The sequence below is a fragment of the Dyella sp. PARNA 12/25 genome (assembly GCF_055702865.1).
In genome coordinates, this window is sequence record NZ_JBVQCI010000002.1 from 573,361 (window position 1) to 590,022 (window position 16,662).

Annotated in this window: 19 protein-coding genes; 12 read left to right on the top strand and 7 right to left on the bottom strand. The window is 63.5% G+C overall.

Annotated elements, in window-relative coordinates; genetic code table 11:
- Positions 1–143: 143 nt before the first annotated feature.
- Positions 144–1,622, bottom strand: a complete 1,479-nt coding sequence (pdxR, locus tag AC0GUR_RS07335) for a MocR-like pyridoxine biosynthesis transcription factor PdxR (protein ID WP_472876783.1) — start codon at positions 1,620–1,622, stop codon at positions 144–146.
- 102 nt (positions 1,623–1,724) lie between these two features.
- Between pdxR and AC0GUR_RS07340 the strand changes: the two genes are divergently transcribed.
- The 4 genes from AC0GUR_RS07340 to AC0GUR_RS07355 all read left to right on the top strand — a co-directional run bounded on the left by AC0GUR_RS07340 (position 1,725) and on the right by AC0GUR_RS07355 (position 5,982).
- A complete protein-coding gene (locus AC0GUR_RS07340; protein ID WP_472876784.1) occupies positions 1,725–2,720 on the top strand; it encodes a transporter family protein in 996 nt (331 codons plus the stop codon).
- 12 nt (positions 2,721–2,732) lie between these two features.
- Positions 2,733–3,494 (top strand): class I SAM-dependent methyltransferase, encoded by a 762-nt coding sequence (locus AC0GUR_RS07345; protein ID WP_472876785.1) that lies wholly within the window; start codon positions 2,733–2,735, stop codon positions 3,492–3,494.
- A 160-nt stretch (positions 3,495–3,654) separates the two neighbouring features.
- The gene (locus AC0GUR_RS07350; RefSeq protein WP_472876786.1) at positions 3,655–5,301 is read left to right on the top strand and encodes an acyl-CoA dehydrogenase family protein; all 1,647 of its coding nucleotides are present in this window, start codon (positions 3,655–3,657) and stop codon (positions 5,299–5,301) included.
- A gap of 189 nt (positions 5,302–5,490) precedes the next feature.
- Positions 5,491–5,982: an asparaginase domain-containing protein gene (locus tag AC0GUR_RS07355; protein ID WP_472876787.1), complete on the top strand. Its 492-nt coding sequence runs from the start codon at positions 5,491–5,493 to the stop codon at positions 5,980–5,982.
- Between the two features lie 87 nt (positions 5,983–6,069).
- Here the strand turns inward: AC0GUR_RS07355 and ppk2 are convergent, their stop codons facing one another.
- From ppk2 to sufT, 3 genes are all read right to left on the bottom strand, one after another.
- Complete coding sequence (gene ppk2 / locus AC0GUR_RS07360; protein WP_472876788.1) at positions 6,070–7,200, bottom strand: polyphosphate kinase 2; 1,131 nt, start codon at positions 7,198–7,200, stop codon at positions 6,070–6,072.
- 70 nt (positions 7,201–7,270) lie between these two features.
- Complete coding sequence (locus AC0GUR_RS07365; RefSeq protein WP_472876789.1) at positions 7,271–7,489, bottom strand: YdcH family protein; 219 nt, start codon at positions 7,487–7,489, stop codon at positions 7,271–7,273.
- A 110-nt stretch (positions 7,490–7,599) separates the two neighbouring features.
- Positions 7,600–8,157 carry a putative Fe-S cluster assembly protein SufT gene (sufT, locus tag AC0GUR_RS07370; protein WP_472876790.1) on the bottom strand — a complete coding sequence of 186 codons (558 nt, stop codon included), beginning with the start codon at positions 8,155–8,157 and terminating at the stop codon, positions 7,600–7,602.
- 224 nt (positions 8,158–8,381) lie between these two features.
- Between sufT and AC0GUR_RS07375 the strand changes: the two genes are divergently transcribed.
- Positions 8,382–8,822 (top strand): hypothetical protein, encoded by a 441-nt coding sequence (locus AC0GUR_RS07375; RefSeq protein WP_472876791.1) that lies wholly within the window; start codon positions 8,382–8,384, stop codon positions 8,820–8,822.
- Positions 8,823–8,851: 29 nt separating this feature from the next.
- On the opposite strand, the gene AC0GUR_RS07380 is transcribed toward AC0GUR_RS07375, so the two are convergent.
- Together AC0GUR_RS07380 and AC0GUR_RS07385 are read right to left on the bottom strand one after the other, a co-directional pair.
- On the bottom strand, positions 8,852–10,282 hold the full coding sequence (locus AC0GUR_RS07380) for an NAD(P)(+) transhydrogenase (Re/Si-specific) subunit beta (RefSeq protein ID WP_472876792.1): 1,431 nt from the start codon (positions 10,280–10,282) through the stop codon (positions 8,852–8,854).
- Positions 10,282–10,587: an NAD(P) transhydrogenase subunit alpha part 2 gene (locus AC0GUR_RS07385; RefSeq protein WP_472876793.1), complete on the bottom strand. Its 306-nt coding sequence runs from the start codon at positions 10,585–10,587 to the stop codon at positions 10,282–10,284. Before AC0GUR_RS07385 ends, AC0GUR_RS07380 begins: the two co-directional genes overlap by 1 nt.
- Before the next feature lie 138 nt (positions 10,588–10,725).
- On the opposite strand from AC0GUR_RS07385, the gene AC0GUR_RS07390 reads away from it, so the two are divergent.
- Genes AC0GUR_RS07390 through AC0GUR_RS07400 form a run of 3 tightly spaced genes read left to right on the top strand, consistent with a single transcriptional unit; the run spans position 10,726 to position 12,280 of the window.
- A complete protein-coding gene (locus AC0GUR_RS07390; protein ID WP_472876794.1) occupies positions 10,726–11,310 on the top strand; it encodes an RNA polymerase sigma factor in 585 nt (194 codons plus the stop codon).
- The gene (locus AC0GUR_RS07395) at positions 11,307–11,696 is read left to right on the top strand and encodes a DUF3619 family protein (RefSeq protein WP_472876795.1); all 390 of its coding nucleotides are present in this window, start codon (positions 11,307–11,309) and stop codon (positions 11,694–11,696) included. The genes AC0GUR_RS07390 and AC0GUR_RS07395 overlap by 4 nt, the downstream gene beginning before the upstream one ends.
- A 2-nt stretch (positions 11,697–11,698) precedes the next feature.
- Entirely contained in the window at positions 11,699–12,280 is a 582-nt protein-coding gene (locus AC0GUR_RS07400; protein WP_472876796.1) for a DUF3106 domain-containing protein, read from the top strand.
- Between the two features lie 44 nt (positions 12,281–12,324).
- Here the strand turns inward: AC0GUR_RS07400 and AC0GUR_RS07405 are convergent, their stop codons facing one another.
- Positions 12,325–13,425 carry an NAD(P) transhydrogenase subunit alpha gene (locus AC0GUR_RS07405; protein WP_472876797.1) on the bottom strand — a complete coding sequence of 367 codons (1,101 nt, stop codon included), beginning with the start codon at positions 13,423–13,425 and terminating at the stop codon, positions 12,325–12,327.
- Between the two features lie 164 nt (positions 13,426–13,589).
- On the opposite strand from AC0GUR_RS07405, the gene cdd reads away from it, so the two are divergent.
- From cdd to AC0GUR_RS07425, 4 genes are all read left to right on the top strand, one after another.
- Positions 13,590–13,997 carry a cytidine deaminase gene (cdd, locus tag AC0GUR_RS07410; RefSeq protein WP_472876798.1) on the top strand — a complete coding sequence of 136 codons (408 nt, stop codon included), beginning with the start codon at positions 13,590–13,592 and terminating at the stop codon, positions 13,995–13,997.
- Positions 13,998–14,108: 111 nt separating this feature from the next.
- The gene (locus tag AC0GUR_RS07415) at positions 14,109–14,678 is read left to right on the top strand and encodes a nitroreductase family protein (protein ID WP_472876799.1); all 570 of its coding nucleotides are present in this window, start codon (positions 14,109–14,111) and stop codon (positions 14,676–14,678) included.
- Entirely contained in the window at positions 14,675–15,565 is an 891-nt protein-coding gene (locus AC0GUR_RS07420; protein WP_472876800.1) for a 5'-3' exonuclease, read from the top strand. The genes AC0GUR_RS07415 and AC0GUR_RS07420 overlap by 4 nt, the downstream gene beginning before the upstream one ends.
- A gap of 180 nt (positions 15,566–15,745) precedes the next feature.
- On the top strand, positions 15,746–16,570 hold the full coding sequence (locus tag AC0GUR_RS07425; RefSeq protein WP_472876801.1) for an AraC family transcriptional regulator: 825 nt from the start codon (positions 15,746–15,748) through the stop codon (positions 16,568–16,570).
- The last annotated feature ends 92 nt before the right edge of the window (positions 16,571–16,662 follow it).

Here is a 16,662-nt window from a genome sequence, read left to right on the forward strand (position 1 = left end):
GTCATCCCTGCGAAGGCAGGGATCCAGTGCCTTTAGGACACTTGGAGAAGGGCGAAAGACGCTGGATCCCTGCCTTCGCAGGGATGACGGACCGCGCTGATGAGCCCTGCCGGTTTAACTCGGCACTCCGTGTTTGATGCAACTCAAAAACACAAACTGAGCTTGCGCACACCTTCATCAATCTGTTCCGCGCTGGCTCCACCGTAACCCAGGATCAATCCGCTGCGCGGCGATGGCCCGAGATAGCACGGCGACAACGGGCGCACCGACACGCCATGCAGCGCGGCTTTGCGCGACACCGCAACATCATCCGCACCTTCGGACAGCAGGCCGGCGAGCTGCATCCCCGCCTCGGTGCCGATCACTTCCAGCCGGCCAGCCAGATAGCGATCGATGGCTCGCAGCACTGCCTCGCGCCGCGCCATGTAGAGCGTACGCATGCTGCGGATATGCCGTGCGAAATGACCTTCGCGGATAAAGTCGGTCATCACCATCTGGTACAGCGTCGAAGAGAACGTGTCGATGGCGTCGCGCCCCGCATAGAAATCCGATACGAGGTCCTTGGGCACCACCAGATAACCCACGCGTAGTGAGGGAAACATCACTTTGCTGAAAGTGCCCAGATAGATCACGCGGGCATCCCGGTCGGTGCCTTGCAAGGAAGAAAGCGGGCGACTGCCGAAGCGGTATTCGCTGTCGTAATCGTCCTCGATGATCCAAGCCTCGTTGCGCGCCGCCCATTGCAGTAGTTGCATGCGTCGCGACGCACTCATCGCCATGCCCAGCGGGAACTGATGCGAGGGCGAGATGTAGACCGCACGGGCGTCCGCGCCAAGCTGCGCGCCCTGCTCCACGTCGATGCCCTCTCTGTCGACGGGCACCGGCACCAGCTCGGCACCCGCCGTGCGCAGCGCCTGATGAGCGCCGGGATAACCGGGGTCTTCCATCCACACGCGGTCACCCGGGTCCAGCAATACATGGGCGCAGATCTGCAACGCGTGCTGCGAACCCGTGGTGATGATGATCTGCGATGCATCACAACGCACCGCGCGCGCAGCGCCGATGTACTCCGCAATGGCTGCGCGCAGTGGCAAATGACCCATGGGATCGCCATAAGCCATGGCATCGAGTGACAGCCGCCGCGCGTGGCGGCTCACCAACTTCGACCATAGGCCCATGGGGAAGTGATCCAGGGCCGGCAGGCCAACGCGAAAGGCGCCCATGTTGCCTAGCCAGGTTTGTTCGGGTTGGCGCATGTGGGCGACGCGGCGCGAGGTCCGTCGCGATGTTCCCTGCCCTGGTGCATCCAGCGACGGGCCTGCCTTGCCGAACTTGTGCATCGAAAGGTCTGCCGGGATCGAGCGCGCAATGCAGGTGCCGGCACCGGTGAAGGTTTCCAGATAGCCCTCTGCCTGCAGCTGTTCGTAGGCACCCAGCACCGGGATGCGTGAAATGCCCAGCTCGGTCGCAAGGCTGCGGGTGGATGGCACACGTTGCCCCGGCCGCAGCTGACCGTCGCTGATCGCATGGCGAAACCACTCGGACAACTGCTGGTACATCGGCGTGTCGCTGTCCGGGTCCATCGCGACCGGGGGCAGGAAGCCGGGCGGAATGCGCTGCATGGCGGTCGCTCCAGAGTGGCTATATTCAAGTGGGTCAGAGTGGCTATTTCAGCTGACCACTTTTCGGCATAGCTTGCGCCCCGTCATACCGATAGGGCAACCATGAAGCGCTTCCTGCCAGACCGTCTCGTTCACCGCATTGCAGCCACGTTCTGCCTGGGTTGCCTATTGGCCTGGCTCAGTGCGCTGACGCCCGTACATGGTCAGGAGGTGGCCACGCCCCCCGCGCAGCAAAGCCGGGACGACGCCTGGTGGACCGGCCCCATGATGGCCAACTCGGCCGAAACGCTGCCACCGGGTCACTGGCTGCTGGAGCCCTACCTCTACAACGTGATGACGCACGGCTCGGATAGCTACGGGTCACGCACCTATATCAACTACGGACTCGCCAATCGTTTCACCATCGGCATCATTCCCGTATTCGGTTACAACCGGGTCAGTGGCCAGCCGAACAGTGACGGCGTGCAGGTGGGTGACGTCACCTTGCAGGCGCAATTCCGCTTACGACAATTTCATGAAGGCAGCTGGCTACCTACCGTCGCCATCCAGCTGCAGGAAACCTTGCCTACCGGCAAGTACGATCGCCTGGGCAATCGCCCCGCCAATGGCCTGGGTAACGGCGTCTACACCACCACCATCGGCATCAATTCGCAGACGTACCTGTGGATGCCCAACGGCCGCATTCTGCGCGTGCGCTTCAATGTCACGGCCTCGTTCTCTTCCACCGCGAATGTGGAGGGCGTCAGCGTCTACGGCACAGATGCCAACTTTCGTGGCCACGCGCGCCCGGGCAATAACGTCTTCGGCAACGCGTCTTTGGAATACAGTCTTACGCGCCGTTGGGTGCTCGCACTCGATGTGATCTACAACCACAACAGCAGCACGCGCGTGAGCGGGCAAGAGTATGTGAACAGCGATCCGTTTCCACCGGATATGACCCTGGGCGCAAGTTCCAACCGTTACATAGGCTATGCACCCGCTGTGGAGTACAACTGGTCACCCAACATGGGCTTGCTGGTGGGGGCACGCTTCATTCCTTCCGGCAATCGCACAACGTCGTCCATCACTCCTGCTGTCGCACTCAACTGCGTATTCTGAGGAAATGACACCATGAATCGTTTATGCCTGATTGCCGTTTCTGCTCTGCTCGTGTTCACCGCCGCTGAAGCCGCGGCGCAAACGCATCCCTTGCCGAGCTTCGTCGGGTTGGCCATCGCCGACAAGAACCGCCCGGCCGATGACCGTACGCTTGATGACCAGCGCCACCCTGCCGCCGTACTCGGCTTCAGTGGCATCAAGCCTGGCGACATCGTTGTCGACCTGATGCCCGGCAAGGGCTACTACACGCGACTACTCAGCCACATGGTCGGCCCCAAGGGCAAGGTCTACGCCTTGCAGCCGTCGGAGATGGACAAGGCAGCACCAAAGGGTTTGGTAAGCGTACGCAGCTTTGCCGGTACAGATGCCTACCCCAACGTCATCGTGCTGGTGCAACCGGACAATGATCTGAAACTGCCAGAGCCGGTCGATGTGATCTGGACGTCGCAGAACTATCACGACCTGCACGATCCCTTCATGGGCTCCCCGGACATGGCGAAACTCGACAAGCATTTGTTTGATGCGCTGAAGCCGGGCGGCATGTTGATCGTGCTGGATCACGCCGCCGCAGCGGGCACAGGCATTTCCAAGACCGACGATCTGCATCGCATCGACCCCGCCGCCGTGAAGAGTGAGCTCGCTGCGGTGGGTTTCCAGTTCGATGGCGAAAGCGATGTGCTGAGTAACCCCGCCGACGATCACACCAAGGGGATCTACGACGCATCCATCAAGGGTCACACGGATCGCTTCATCTACAAGTTCCGCAAACCCTGACCGCTTCTTTTTGTCCGGCGCACATCACCGTCCCCTCGCTGCGCGCCTTCGGTCCTGGTGACATGGCTGAAGGCGCGCAGCGGCGCCGGCACCCTGCGAAAACGGCGACGGATAGTCATCCGGCCTATACTCGACCGCACCGATCCGTCGAGAGCCGACCATGGGATTCGTGCAAGATCCGCCGCAGCTCGCTCATCCGTATCGTGAAGATCGTTTGTTGCGCACCACGCTGGATCGGGCCTTGCCGTCAGCCCGTCGCGCCGCGCTCGATGCCGATTTGCAGGCGCTGGGTGATTACGCCGTCATGGCCTGGCAACGCGCTTGCCGCACCAGGCGCCGCAAACCCGTGCTCACACCGTGGGACGCCTGGGGCAACCGCGTCGACCGCATCGAACTCACTGAGGCCTGGCGGGAAGGCCCGCACATCACCACGGCACACGCTGTGCTCGCGTCGGGCCATGAAGCCAACGAGCATGCGCGCCTGGAAGAATTTGCACGCGCCTACCTCTATCACCTGGCCAGCGAGTTCTACACATGCCCGCTCGCCATGACCGATGGCGCGGCTACTGCGCTGAAGGCTTCCGGCAACAAGGCATTGATGGAACGCGCACTGCCACATCTGCTCAGTCGCGACGCCACCAGCTTCTGGCTCAGCGGCCAGTGGATGACCGAGAACACGGGCGGCTCCGATGTTGGCAACACCGAAACCATTGCGCGCAAGGATGACTCGGGGCAATGGCGACTGTACGGCCGCAAGTGGTTCAGTTCCGCCGTTGTCGGAGAAATGGCGCTGGCACTGGCGCGCCCCGAAGGCGCCAGTGCAGGTCCCAGCGCGCTCGCGCTGTTCTACGTGGAGACGATGGACGGCACGCGGCGCAAACCGGAACTCGTAATCGATCGCCTCAAGGACAAACTCGGCACACAGGAACTGCCCACCGCGGAGATTCATCTGAACGGCCTGCCGGCTTGGCCACTTGGCGAGCTGGCCAATGGCGTGCGCCAGGTCGCGCCGATGCTCAACATCACGCGTACCTGGAATGCCGTCTGCGCCACCGCCAGCATGGCCAGGGCGATCTCCCTCGCCCGCGACTACGCCACGCGCCGAAGCGCCTTCGGCAAGCGCCTTATCGAGCAGCCGTTGCACGCGCAGACGTTGGCCGATATGCAGGCGGAATTCGAGGGCGCGTTTGCGCTCACGTTCGAGGTAGCGCACCTGCTTGGCCGCGTCGAGCATGGCAGCGCGCAACCGCATGAAGCGGCGCTGCTGCGGCTACTCACGCCGCTGGCCAAGCTCTGGACCGGCAAGATGGCCACCAAAGTGTGCTCCGAGGCATTGGAGTGTTTCGGTGGCGCCGGTTACATCGAAGACACCGGCCTGCCTCAGCTCCTGAGAGATGCGCAGGTTTACGCGATCTGGGAAGGCACCACCAACGTGCTCTCGCTGGACAGCCTGCGTGCGCTGGCCGGCGACAACCTGGAGGCGCTACGCACCGCCATCGAGGGCTGGCTGGCCGATAGCATCGATGCCCATGCCCGCCGGCAGATCCACCTAACCATGGATGCAGCAACGGCCTATCTCAAAGTCCATGCCGGCCATCGCGAAACCCTGGAAGCTGGCGCCCGCGGCCTGGCCTTCACCCTCGCCCGCTGCGCCGCAGCCGCCCTGCTGGCGCGACACGACAGCTGGTCCGCGCCGCATGGCAGTGCCCGCACCGGCGCGGCCCTGCGCCGTTTCGTGGCGCATGGGCTGTCGCGGCTGTCGACTGCCGACGCCACGGACACCGCTCTGCTTCTCGGACCGCACTAGCCCAAGAAACAGGCCCGACCTCACCGTCAATCCCGCGAAAGCGGGAATCCAGCGACTTTGGCTCTTACGCCGCGAAAAGGCACTGGATTCCCGCTTTTGCGGGAATGACGGTGAGGAGGGGGGCCCCGAGGTGCCCCAAGACCGCCTAGCCGCTAAAATGCCCACCTCCCCATCTTGCGGCTATCGATCATGCAGCATCTGACCATCGTCACCACCGGCGGCACCATCGACAAGATCTATTTCGACGACAAGTCGGATTACAAGATCGGTTCGCCGCAGATCGGCGACATCCTCGGCCAGCTCGGCGTGGCCTTCCAGTTCGATGTGATCCCGATCCTGCGCAAGGACAGCCTGCACATGACCGAGGAGGATCGCGCGCTCGTGCGCTCGACCATCGAGGCGCAACCCCATCGCCACGTACTGGTGACGCACGGCACCGACACCATGGTGGAAACCGCCCGCGAGCTGGCCCACATCAAGGGCAAGGTAATCGTGCTTACGGGTGCACTGAATCCGGCCCGCTTCCAGGGTTCAGACGCCGTGTTCAATATCGGCTGCGCCGTGGCCGCCGTGCAGACCCTGCCCGATGGCGTCTACATCACCATGAACGGCCGCGTGTGGGATCCCGCCAAGGTGCGAAAGAATCGCGAAGCCAATCGCTTCGAAGAAAGCGCCGGCTGATTCCCGGCGCATGCGTCTCAAGAAGGGCCCGGTCAGCACTGACAAGGCCCTTTTGTATCAAAGTGACACGCGATTTGGGCGCTGCACTCAGCCGAACAGCGCGCGCCCCACGATCAGCGGATCTGCCAGGCCAACCACCTTATGGTCGCGGTTGGCATAGGCGAGACGGTTCAGCACATGGCGCATGGCGTTGATGCGCGCGCGCTTCTTGCAGTCGGAGCGGATCACGATCCACGGCGAATCAGCCGTATCCGTGTGCGCAAACATCGCTTCCTTGGCCTTGGTGTAGGCATCCCACTTATCCAGCGAGGCCAGATCCACGGGACTGAGCTTCCACTGCTTGAGCGGATGCAGCTTGCGTTCCTCAAAACGCCGGCGTTGTTCTTTCTGACTCACCGAGAACCAGAACTTGAACACGTGAATGCCGCTGTTCGCCAGATGCCGCTCGAACTCCGGCACCTGCCGCATGAATTCGTCGTAGTCGTTGGGCGTGCAAAACCCCATGACGTGTTCCACGCCTGCGCGGTTGTACCAGCTGCGATCGAACAGCACGATTTCGCCACGGGTCGGAAGATGCTGGATATAGCGCTGGAAATACCATTGCCCGCGCTCGGACTCGGTAGGTTTTTCCAGTGCCACCACACGTGCGCCACGAGGATTCAGATGCTCCATGAATCGCTTGATGGCTCCGCCCTTGCCCGCTGCGTCGCGTCCCTCAAACAGGATGATCACCCGCTGCCCCGTTTCGCGCACCCAAGCCTGCAATTTCAACAGTTCCACCTGCAGGCGGTACTTCTGCTTCTCGTAATTACGCCGCGACATCTTGTTGCGGTAGGGGTACTCGCCCTTGCGCCAGCCCAATGACAGTTCATCGTCGGGATGACGGGTCGCGGTACCCGGACGCAGGTTTGGGTCCCCCTCCAGTACCAGGCTGCGAAAGCGTGCGGCATCGTCCGGCGACAGGCCGTCAAGGATGGTCTTGACGCTGTTCAGCAGGTCGTCGGCACTGTGTGCCGCTTCGCGCAGCAGGATGTCTTGCAGGCCGTCGGCCATCAGCGACTGTGCGGAAGATATCGCTTCATCGACGAAGTCACGCGCTTTTGCGGACAGCGCATCAGCGCCGGCCGCATCGTGCTTGGTCGTGGAGGTGTCAGTGGGATCAGCGGTCTTACCGTTGCGCGAAGCAACGGGGGTTTTGGGGGGAAGGGTCGACGACACGGCATCCACTCGCGTGCATGGAAAAGGAGCCGCGCCGTTGCGGCACGGCCCGAGAAAGGACTTGTGTTGCTCAGGCCACCGATGCTTTGCGCAAAATGGTGTAGAGCTGGTCCTTCACGTGCAGCTTTTCTTTCTTCAGCTGCTCAATGGCCATGTCGCTCGCGGGCTGCGCGCCCGTTTCCATGTTCTTGACCTCCTGGTCCAGCTCGTTGTGGAGGTGGAACAGGCGAGTGAAGTGCGGGTCCTGGCTTTTCAGCGTGGTGATGAGATCGCGATACTCAGGAAACATTCCTTGACTCCAGTTGCGAAATACAGACAGCACACGCAGTCTGGTGCCGCCTGGAGCCAGGAATATTGATCTGAATCAGGGAGTGTCCGCCCCTTGCGAGGGCAACGGACTCAGAGCATGCCGGTTTCGAGCTTGGCCGCGTCGGACATCATCGAGTGATTCCACGGCGGATCGAACACCAGATCCACATCAGCCTCGGCCACAGTGGGAATGAGTTCCAGCTTGGTGCGCACGTCATCCACCAAAATGTCTCCCATGCCGCAACCCGGCGCGGTGAGAGTCATCTTGACGTACACCTTGCGCTCGTCGGGAGCGCGGTGCTCCATACTCACGTCGTAAACCAGACCAAGCTCAACGACATTGATGGGAATTTCCGGGTCGAACACCGTGCGCAGCTGATTCCACACCAGAGCTTCGACATCTGAGTCGGTGGCATCCACGGAAAGTTCGATCGGCGGCGGCGGCTCCTTGCCCAGTGCATCGGCATCGTTGCCGGCGATGCGGAACAGGTTGCCTTCCACATACACCGTGAAGCTGCCACCCAGTGCCTGGGTGATGTAGCCGATCTGACCGGCAGGCAAACTCACCACATCGCCCTGCGGCACCATGACTGCCTGGCAGTCGCGCTCCAGGGTGAAAGGTTCGCTGCTAAGACTGAAACCGCTCATACCGATCCTGCCGAATCTCATCGATGGGCGCGGCAAGGTGCCCCGCCTAGCTCTCTATTATGCCGTCTGGCGGCTGCCCATGCCCGCTCACATCAGGCCAATGCGAACCAATCTCAAGGGGGCAGCGCCTGCGAGACGGGCTGCGACCCGCTACGTCGCGTTATGATGGTGACTTTACGCCTGAGAAGAACCGTGCCTGCTGCCCTGCTCGTTTCCGCCTGTTCATGAACGCACGGGCCGCATTTTCTCTGCTGTTTGCCGTGCTCAGCGCAGTGATGCTGGGCCTCGCCGCTGGCGCCGTCTGGATGGTTCCCACGCTGTATCTGCAGCAGGCCATGCCGTGGTTTGCCCTGCCCGCCGGCTGGTTGCTGGGCAAGGCCACCCGCCAATGGGTGCGCCCTGCCGGCAGCAACGCGGCCCTGCTTGCCGCGCTGGCGACGTTCATCGCCGCCGTCTACGTCAACCTGCTGATGGCCGGGGCCCGCATTGCCGGCCTGATGGGCCTGGGACTGATCGACGCCCTGCGTACCGCGGGTTTTGACCTGCTGCTGCAACTGGCAAAGGTCGGGCAGGGGCCGATGGACGATGTGTGGTACGTCATCGGCATGGGCATCGCCGCTTTCGTGGCGAAGCGTGCCAACCGGTCGCCGAAGGCCGGCGCATAAGTCACGGGCGAGGAGCTCCGTTCGAGCTCCTAGGTCTCCAGCGACTTCAGCTCCGTCACCAGCTGGCCCGCTGCCGCCTGGCCATCGCCGTACAGCATGCGCGCGTTGTCGGCATAGAACAGCGCATTCTCGATGCCCGCAAAACCGGTGCCCTTGCCGCGCTTCACCACAATCACCTGCTTGGCGGCCGCCACATCAAGAATCGGCATGCCGTAGATGGGCGATGACGGGTCGGTCTTGGCCAACGGGTTCACCACGTCGTTGGCGCCGATCACCAGGGCCACGTCGGTGTTGGGAAATTCCGGATTGATGTCGTCCATGTCGGCGATAAGGTCATAGGGCACGCCAGCCTCGGCCAGCAACACGTTCATGTGACCAGGCATGCGGCCTGCCACCGGGTGAATGGCAAACTTCACCTTCACGCCGCGATCGATCAGCAGCTTGGCGAACTCCCACACCTTGTGCTGCGCTTGTGCGACGGCCATGCCGTAGCCGGGCACGATCACCACACGCTCGGCGTAAGCCATCATCACCGCCGCGTCGCTCGCCTCGATCGGTTTCTGGCTGCCGCCGATGGTCTGTGCAGCCGCGCCAGTAGCACCGAAGCTGCCGAACAGCACGTTGCCGATCGAACGGTTCATCGCCTTGGCCATCAACTGCGTCAGCAAGGTACCGGCTGCACCCACCACCGTGCCGGCGATGATCATCGCCTCGTTCTGCAGCACGAAACCCTCGAAAGCCACGGCCAGACCGGTGAACGCGTTGTACAGCGAGATCACCACCGGCATGTCGGCGCCGCCGATGGGCAGGGTCATCATCAAGCCGAACAACAGGGCCAGCACGAAGAACGCCACAATCAGCGGCTCGGTGAGCTGTCCGCTCACCATCATCGCGCCAAGAATCACCGCGCCAGCCAGGACCAGCATGTTAACGGCGCGCTGGCCGGGAAACACGAAACGCTTGTCCAGCCAACCCTGCAGCTTGGCGAAGGCAATCAGCGAACCGGAAAAACTCACCGAACCGATCAGCGCACCCAGCACGGCCAGGGTCAGCTGGGCGATTCCCGGGGTGGCCGCACCGCTGGCGGTGAACTCGCCGCCATCCAGCAAGGTGATGGCGTTGCCGGCATAGCTGAACAATTCCGCCGCGCCGATGGCTGCCGCCGCACCGCCGCCCATACCGTTGTAGAGCGCCACCATCTGCGGCATGGCCGTCATGGCGACCCGGCGGCCAGACCACCAGGCCGCGGAGACGCCAATCAGCACGGCCGCCAGGATCAGCCCCCGGTTATGCATATCTGGAAGGGCAAAGGTGGCCAGGACTGCCACCAGCATGCCCACGCCTGCCCACAGGATGCCGCCCCGAGCGGTTCGCGGGGAGCTCATGCGCTTGAGACCGAGGATGAACAGGAGAGCAGCGAGGAAGTAACAGGCCTTGATTACCACCGGAAGCCAGGCCATCACTTCGCCTCCTTGCTTACGACAGGCTTGCTGGCTTTAAACATCTCCAGCATGCGTTCTGTAACCACATAGCCGCCGGCCGCGTTGCCGGCGCCCAGCAGCACGCCAATGAACCCGATGATCAGTTCGAATGTCGTCTGGGCATGCCCTAGCGCTATCATGGCGCCCACCAGCACAATGCCGTGAATGAAGTTCGAACCGGACATCAACGGCGTGTGCAAAATGACCGGCACCCGGGCGATGATTTCGTAACCCGTGAATGCGGCCAGCATAAAGATGTAAAGCGCCAGGAACCCGTCGATCATGACCCCTCCCTGCCAGGACATCGTTGTCCCCGCATCATACGGGCGCGGGTCAACCTGCGCGAGCCTTGAGCGTTGATGCACAAGGACGTTCCAATGGAGTCCCAGGATGCGCGATCCGGCGATTTGGACGATGACGCGATGAGCAGCGTCGTCTCCGCCCTTGATGCCGACCTGCTGGCCGAAGATGTCCGCGCGGTACCCGCCTCGATGGATGCCTTCCTGGCGCAGGTGGAGCGGCGTGCGTTTCGTATGGCCGAGCTGAACCTGGGCCATCGGGAAGACGCGCTCGATGCGGTGCAGGACGCCATGCTTCGACTGGTCAAGCACTACAGCGACAAACCCGCGCAGGAATGGACCCCGCTGTTCTGGGGCATTTTGCGCCGGCGCATTGTGGATCTGCAGCGTCGCCGCAAGGTGCGCTCGATCATGGTGGGCTGGCTGGGCGGCCGCGATGAGGATGGTGACGAGCTGCCGATGTGGGAGCCGGCTGATACCGGGCCGGGCCCGCTGGAGCGGCTGACCGACTCGCAGTCGTTCGCAGACATGGCAGCCGCCGTGAAATTGCTACCCCAACGCCAGCGTGAAGCGTTCATGCTGCGCGTGCTGGAAGGCCTGGACGTGGCTGAAACCGCGCAGGCTATGGGATGTTCGGAAGGGAGCGTGAAAACACACTTGTCGCGCGCACTGCAACGGCTGCGCGACCAACTGGAGGACTGGCGATGAATGCGCCCGATAACCACCTCGAACGTCGCGCCCGTGAGCTTTACCGTGAAGCCGCGCGTCAGCTCGACCCCGCAACTGCCGCGCGCCTGCGGGCGGCTCGCCGTTCCGCACTTGCCGGCGCCGACAACTCGTCGTTCGCCCATCGCCTGATGCAGCTGCTGTTGCCGGCTGGGGCGTTTGCGGCCATTGCGTTTGCCGCGCTGATGCTGTCCTCGCCGGTGCGAGGCCCGACCAGCGCCGTACCGGCTGGCGTCAGGTCTTCGCCTACCGCAGAATCAGAGACCGAACTGCCTCCGGATGCAGCTGCGGCCGACCCAACGCTGTACCAGAACATGGACTTCTACGGATGGCTAGCCAAGAACGGCGATAGCCAGGCGAGCAGGTGATCATGCGTCGATGTCGTACCTTCGTGCTGCTGTTTCTGGCCTTCTGGCTTGGCGGCATCGGCACCTCAGCCCTCGCACAGAACGCCCCGCCTCCGCCCCCGCCACCCCCGGGTGCGTTTCCGCCTGGGCCACCACCGGGTATGCCGCCCGGCCCGCCGCCCGCGCCGCGCCCGTGGCAAAGCCTGTCGCCCGAGGAGCGAGACGTGCTCTCGCCGCTCGCCAACAAGTGGGATACGTTCCCGCCTGAGCGGCAGGCGCGCATGCTTCAGCGTGCCCAGCAGTGGAAGAATCTGCCACCGGCGCAGCGTGACGAAATTCGTCAGCGCATCGATCAGTGGCAGAAAATGACCCCGCAACAGCGCGAGCAGGCGCGGGAAAACAGCCGCCGCTTCCAAGAGCTGCCGCCGGACGAGCGCCAGCGGTTGCACGCCGCATTCGAGCACTTCCAGCAGCTGCCACCGGATCAGCGCCAGCAACTGCTGCGCCAATGGCACGAGGAAATGCACGACCGCCCACCGCCGGCGTTTCGTGGTCCTCCCCCGCCGCACGGCGCCGCTGGCCCGCACGGTCAGCCGAGGCATTAAGAAAAACCCCGCAATGGCGGGGTTTTTTGTACCTGAGCGCCGCCTTAGCCCTGGAAATGCGGCTCGCCGTTGTGCGTGACGCAACTCTTGGCGATCAGCTCGTCGTTGAAGTCGGGCGTAAGCGCATCGCCCTGCACCATCAACTCAAGGAAATTGTAGGCATTGCGGGCAAACATTTCCGAGGCATGCAACGGCGCGCCAGCCGGGAGATTGAGCGGGCCGAGGATAACCACGCCCTGATGCTCCACCCTTTCGCCCGGCCGGGTGAGCTCGCAGTTGCCGCCACCCTCGGCGGCGAGATCCACAATCAAGGCGCCGGGTTTCATGCCGTTGACCATGGCCGCCGTGAGGATTTTCGGCGACGGCCGCCCCGGTACCGCGGCGGTGGTCACGATCACGTCCACCGCCTTGAGATGTTCCGCCAGCGCTTGCTGCTGGGCTGCGCGTTCTTCCGCTGACAGCTCGCGCGCATAGCCACCGCTGCCCGCCGCACTCACCCCGACGTCGACGAATTTCGCACCCAGCGACTCGACCTGCTCGCGGGTTTCCGGCCGCACGTCGTAACCCTCGGTCTGTGCACCCAACCGGCGCGCCGTGGCGATCGCCTGCAGGCCCGCCACACCCGCGCCGATGACCAACACACGCGAAGGGCGAATAGTGCCTGCCGCCGTGGTGAGCATGGGGAAGAACTTCGGGGCCGCCTCGGCGGCAATCAGCATGGCGCGATAGCCCGCCACCGCAGCCTGTGAACTGAGCACGTCCATCGCCTGCGCACGCGTGGTGCGTGGAAGCAGTTCAAGCGCAAAAGTGGTGAGCTTGCGTTTGCCCATCGCCACGATACGCGCTGCCGCTCCGTAAGGACGAAGCTGGCCGACGACGGTGGCGCCCTCACGCAGCTTCGCCCACACACTGTCGTCGGGCGGCAGCACGCAGGTGAGCACATCTGCCTGCGCCAGCACGCTATCCGCATCGGCAAATTCCACATCAGCGTAGCTGTTGTCGGGAAATCCGGCGGCTGTACCGGCGCCACGCTCAAGCAGTACGCGCACACCCTTGCCGCGAAGCTTCTTCGCCACTTCGGGCGTAATCGCCACCCGGCGTTCGCCGGCGGCGGTTTCGCGCAATGCAGCCACGGTGATCGGCATCGTGCATCCCCTGCGAAAAGGTCCGCCCATCCTAGGGAGGCGACGATCCATTCGGCAAGAGTGCACTTGCATCGCACCCGCCGAACGGGGTTAACTGGCGCGCCACCGGCTTCGAAGGTCGTGGTTTGCATCGTAGCGATGGGGGTCCCGCTTTGGAGATCCCGATGACTGCAGATGTAGTTTCCGATGTCCTGCTGAGCAAGGCGCGCCAGGCGCGCGAACTGGCTTATGCCCCGTACTCGCACTTTTCCGTGGGCGCTGCCCTGGTGACTCGCGATGGCCGGTATTTCTCCGGCTGCAATGTGGAAAACGCTTCCTACGGCCTGTGCAACTGTGCGGAGCGCACCGCCCTGTTCTCCGCTATAGCTGCCGGCTACCGACCGGGCGACTTTGTCGCGCTCGCCGTGATCGGCGACACCCCGACCCCGATCAGCCCCTGCGGCGCCTGCCGCCAGGTGATGGCCGAGCTGTGCGACCAGGCCATGCCCGTTTGGTTGGGCAACCTCGCAGGTGCCGTGCAGGAGACGACGGTGCAGGCATTGCTGCCGGACTGGTTCCGCCTCACAGGGTGAGAGCGGAAAATAGTGAAGAGGAGTGAGTAGCGAGAGGAAGCCCCCTCAATTCTCACTCCTCTTTACTCACTTCTGCCGTAGCATGAGTACTTTGCCCGACCGGAACACCCCATGTCTCACCCGCTTTCCCTGTTGCAGCAGCGCCATTCGGTCCCGTCCCGCCAGCTTGGCGAACCGGGCCCCTCGGGCGATGAATTGCAGGCGCTGCTGCAGACGGCCATCCGCGTGCCTGACCACGGCAAGCTGGTGCCGTTCCGGCTGATCCTGCTGCGTGGCGAGGCCAAGCTGACCTTCGGTAAGCGGCTGGCTGAGCTGTCGTTGCGGGTGAATCCGAACATGCCCGAATCCAAGCGTGAGAAAGACCGCACGCGTTACGACTTCGCTCCGTTGGTGGTGGCGGTGGTCGCTCATGTGGACGAATCCAGTAGCGTGCCGGTGATCGAGCAGAAGTTCAGCGCCGGCTGCGTTGCCTACAATCTGCTGCTCGGCGCATCGGCCCTGGGTTACGGCGCGCAGTGGCTCACCGGCTGGGCCGCTTACGATCGCGAGGCCGCGGGCATCCTCGGTCTGGCGGATCATGAGCACGTCGTTGGCTTCGTGCACATCGGCACGCCGCAAATCGACGTACCCGACCGCGAACGCCCCGAACTTGCCGACGTGCTGCGCACGTGGACGCCATGAGCCGCCCGGCCGCCCACCTGATCGACGGAAGCCTGTATGTGTTCCGTGCGTGGCATTCGATGCCCGACGAGTTCCAGGATGCCGAAGGCCATCCGGTCAACGCCGTGCATGGCTTCACGCGCTTTCTTTGCGAGCTGCTGGAACGCGTCAAACCCGAACATATCGCGGTGGCCTTCGATGCGTCGCTGACCACATCGTTCCGCAATGCCATCTACCCGGCCTACAAAGCCAACCGCGAATTGCCGCCTCCCGATCTGGAGCGCCAGTTCGTGCTATGCCGCGAAGTGGCCGAAACGCTGGGCCTACCGGTATTGATCGACCACACCTACGAAGCCGACGACCTGATCGGAAGTGCACTCTGGAGTTTGCGCGGCCAGGGTTTCCGCAGCGTGATCGTGTCGGCGGACAAGGATTTCGGCCAGCTGCTGGGCGAAGACGACGAACAGTGGGACTACGCGCGCAACCTGCGCTGGGGGCCCGCAGGCGTGCATGAAAAGCTTGGCGTGCATCCCAACCAGGTCGCGGATTACCTGGCGCTCTGCGGCGATGCGGTCGACAACATTCCCGGCGTGCCCGGCGTAGGTGCGAAGACGGCGGCAGCCCTGCTCGCCCACTTCGGCAATCTCGATGCGCTGCTTGATCGTGTTGACGAGGTGCCATTCCTGCGTCTGCGCGGTGCCGCGAGCTGTGCGGTGAAGCTGCGTGAGCATGCAGAAGCCGCGCGCCTTTATCGTCGCCTGACCCGCATTGCGCTGGATGCACCGGTGCCGCCGGAAGCCGGCGCCTTGCGTCGCCAGCGTGGCGAGACCGCGGGCATGGACGCGCTGTGCGAGCGGTTGCGCTTCGGGCCGCTGACGCGCACGCGGTTGAAGGCGTTGTTGGGCTAACCCTCAGCACCCCTTCCCTCCTGTAGGAGCGCACTCGTGCGCGACCGGCCCGCCCAATCGCACTGCAGAAGATGGCGTTCGCGTGCTCGCTTCAACCGGCGTAGCAGATTGATTGGGAGACCGCGGTCGCGCACAAGTGCGCTCCTACAGAGAGCGCTCGGCTCGCGGTAGCATGGCGCCATGCAAGGCGTTCCCTCCACGTTCTCATCCCAACGCGACGCTGCCGAATTCCGGCTGGCGACGCATCGACCGGGCGTGGAGCTCTACCGCGCGCACATCGTGCGACACGCGTTTGAGCCGCACACACACGATGGCTTTGGGCTGGGCGCCATCGAATCCGGCGTGGAGCGATTTCGTTATCGCGGCGCTGATCATCTCGCGCCACCGGATTCAGTGGTGATGATGAACCCTGACGAGTTGCACACGGGGCGCGCGGAATCCGAGGGTGGCTGGCATTACCGCATGGCTTACATTGAGCCTACTGCAGTGGCGGAGGTCACTGGCGAGCCGGATTGGTGGTTCACCGACGTGGTGCGCGAGGATCTGCCCAGCGCCCGTCGCGTCACCGCCTTGCTGGACGGGCTATGGCAAACACGCGAACCGCTGGCGTTCGACAGTCTGCTGTATGAACTGCTGATGCTGTTTCGCCACCACGCACAGGTGCCGCGCAAGGCGCCGCGTGAAGGTGTTCATCGTTTCGCATCTGTGATCGATTACCTGCACACCCACCTTTCGCAGCGCCTCACACTCGATGAGCTGGCGGCGGTGGCCGGTTTGAGCCCGTTTCATTTCCTGCGCCAATTCCAATCGCAACACCACGCTACGCCGCAACAGATGCTGATGGCCTATCGCTTGGCCGAGGCTAAGCGCCTGCTCTCCAGTGGTGAACCTCCGGCGTTGGTTGCAGCGGCAGTCGGGCTCGCAGATCAGTCGCACCTCACCCGTGCCTTTGCGCGGCGTTACGGGGTGACGCCTGGGCGCTACCAGCAGGCATTGCGCTCGTAAGCCGCCACGACGCATGACGCTATTGTAGGAGCGCACTTGTGCGCGACCGCAGCGTCGTGGCGTTACCGCTCCGTAGGCTTGTCGCGCACAAG